The organism is Anaerostipes hadrus ATCC 29173 = JCM 17467 (assembly GCF_030296915.1).
Lineage (GTDB): Bacteria > Bacillota > Clostridia > Lachnospirales > Lachnospiraceae > Anaerostipes > Anaerostipes hadrus.
Map to the genome: position 1 here is coordinate 980,001 of NZ_AP028031.1, position 2,500 is coordinate 982,500.

The window sequence follows — 2,500 nt, forward strand, 5'->3', positions numbered from 1 at the left end:
GCTACCCTGGGGATAACAGGCTTATCACTCCCAAGAGTTCACATCGACGGAGTGGTTTGGCACCTCGATGTCGGCTCATCGCATCCTGGAGCTGTAGCAGGTTCCAAGGGTTGGGCTGTTCGCCCATTAAAGCGGTACGCGAGCTGGGTTCAGAACGTCGTGAGACAGTTCGGTCCCTATCCGGCGCAGGCGGAGGAAATTTGATAGGAGCTGTCCTTAGTACGAGAGGACCGGGATGGACGGACCGCTGGTGTATCTGTTGTACTGCCAAGTGCATAGCAGAGTAGCCAAGTCTGGAAGGGATAAACGCTGAAGGCATCTAAGCGTGAAGCCCCCCTAAAGATAAGATTTCCCATACCGAAAGGTAGTAAGACCCCTTGAAGACGACGAGGTAGATAGGGCAGAGGTGGAAGTACGGTAACGTATGGAGCTGACTGTTACTAATCGGTCGAGGCTTTAACCAAAGAAGGCTGAAGTGTAAGAGATGTAAAAGATTCTTGTATGTTGTTTTGAAGGTATATCCTTTATATATAGATTTAATATGAAGATTCAAGCATTCTTAGAGATAAGGATGCTTTTTTTATTTCATAGAAAATACCATCATGATATAATAAAAGCAGGATTAGAATAAGACTTTGATGACATAAGGAGAAAAATCATGATTGCGAATTCAAGATGTATTGCATGTAATCTTTCGAAAAAAGAAGAAAAAATTCGAAAACATTCAGATGAAAAAAAGAAAAAGGAATTTATTCAGAAAGTTACAGGGATTTTATATAAATATGGGGATATAGAATCAACGCCAATGTTGGATAAAAGAATTCAGGACATTTATAATGAATATTATGAAGAGGAAACGGATTATGTAGCATTAAAACATAAATATAATCAATATATGTTGGAAAGAGAAGACGAGATCAAAGAGCATTTGAAGGAAGCAAAGAATATAAAAGATTATATTAAATATGTATGTGTTGGAAATTATATAGATTTTGGTGTCACTGGAAATATAGATGATCAGATGTTAGATGATTTATTGAAGAAAGTTGATAGTCTAAATATACCTGAACAAGAAATTAAATATCTGGAAGAAGAATTAAAACAAGCAAAAACGCTTTTGTATATCACAGATAATTGTGGTGAAATCGTTCTTGATAAGATTTTTATTGAGGAATTAAAAAAACGTTATGGAAATCTTGAAATCACAGTTATGGTAAGAGGTGGTCTGGCAATTAATGATGCAACGATAGAAGATGCGCAAGAAATAGGTCTTACAAAGATTGTTCCAGTTATCAGTAATGGAGCTGCAATTGCTGGAACGGTTAAAGAACAGTTAAGCAAAGAAGCGAGAAAACAGTTAGACAGTGCAGATGTGATCATAGCCAAAGGCATGGGCAATTTTGAATCTATGTATCAGGAAGGAATCAACCCATATTATTTATTCCTATGCAAATGTGATTTGTTCACACGGAGATTTGGGGTCAAGTTGTTTGATCCTATATTCTGCAAAGAAGAACGATTAGATATAAAGTAACTTGAAATATAAATATTTGAATGTTATAATACAGTTATCGACATATGACGGAAATAAAATACAACAAGGAGAAGATAATATGGCAAGACCAACAAGATGTAGAAGAATATGTATGGAACCAGCTTATGATAGTTTTTTTCCAGATGGATTTTTGACAGGGGAAGAAGTTATCATGACATTAGATGAATACGAAACGATACGTCTGATCGATCTTGAAGAATATACACAGCATGAATGTGCAAAACAGATGAATATTTCCAGGACAACCACAGCAGAGATTTATAAAAGCGCAAGATACAAGATGGCAGACAGCGTTGTGAATGGAAAGAAGCTTCTGATCACAGGAGGAAATTATCAGTTTTGCGATGGCACGACATGTCCTTTTTGTAAAAAACACTGCAATAGAGCAGCAAATTCCGTCAGACAATCAAAGATTTTAAAAAAGGAAGGTAAGAAAATGAGAATTGCAGTAACATACGAAGATGGAAAGATTTATCAGCATTTTGGACATACAAGTCAGTTTAAACTTTATGATATTGAAGATGGTAAGATTACATCTACACAGATTGTTGAAACGAATGGACAAGGACATGGAGCCTTATCAGGTTTCTTATCACAAGGTGAAGTGGATGTATTGATCTGTGGCGGAATCGGTGGTGGAGCACAAATTGCATTAGCAGAAGCTGAAATTAAATTATATGGTGGCGTATCAGGAGATGCCGATGAAGCTGTGAATGCATATTTAGAGGGAAAACTAGATTTCAATCCTAATGTACAATGTTCTCATCATGCACATGAACATTCTTGTGGAGGACATCAATGTGGAGAAGATAAGCATGGATGTTCAGGAAATTAGAAAGTACTGCAAAAGAATAATAATTTACAAAAATATGTAGAAAGAGTATAATGACAATAGGATAAGACATCAAGCAAGTTCTCCATCTGAAGATTTAAGCAGATGGAGAA

At 36.6% G+C, this 2,500-nt stretch carries 2 protein-coding genes and 1 rRNA gene (1 of these 3 running past the window's edge); all 3 read left to right on the top strand.

The genetic code is table 11. From position 1 onward, the window contains the following. Positions 1-464 (top strand): 23S ribosomal RNA (locus tag QUE18_RS04740); it begins 2,424 nt to the left of the window's first position. Positions 465-658: 194 nt separating this feature from the next. Continuing rightward, the gene (locus QUE18_RS04745) at positions 659-1,534 is read left to right on the top strand and encodes a damage-control phosphatase ARMT1 family protein (protein WP_009203107.1); all 876 of its coding nucleotides are present in this window, start codon (positions 659-661) and stop codon (positions 1,532-1,534) included. Positions 1,535-1,613: 79 nt separating this feature from the next. Then, a complete protein-coding gene (locus tag QUE18_RS04750) occupies positions 1,614-2,390 on the top strand; it encodes a DUF134 domain-containing protein (protein ID WP_039862800.1) in 777 nt (258 codons plus the stop codon). The last annotated feature ends 110 nt before the right edge of the window (positions 2,391-2,500 follow it).

Coding starts and splice junctions, on each gene's coding strand:
- QUE18_RS04750 (WP_039862800.1), top strand. CDS start 1,614: ATGGCAAGACCAACAAGATGTAGAAGAATATGTATGGAACCAGCTTAT.
- QUE18_RS04745 (WP_009203107.1), top strand. CDS start 659: ATGATTGCGAATTCAAGATGTATTGCATGTAATCTTTCGAAAAAAGAA.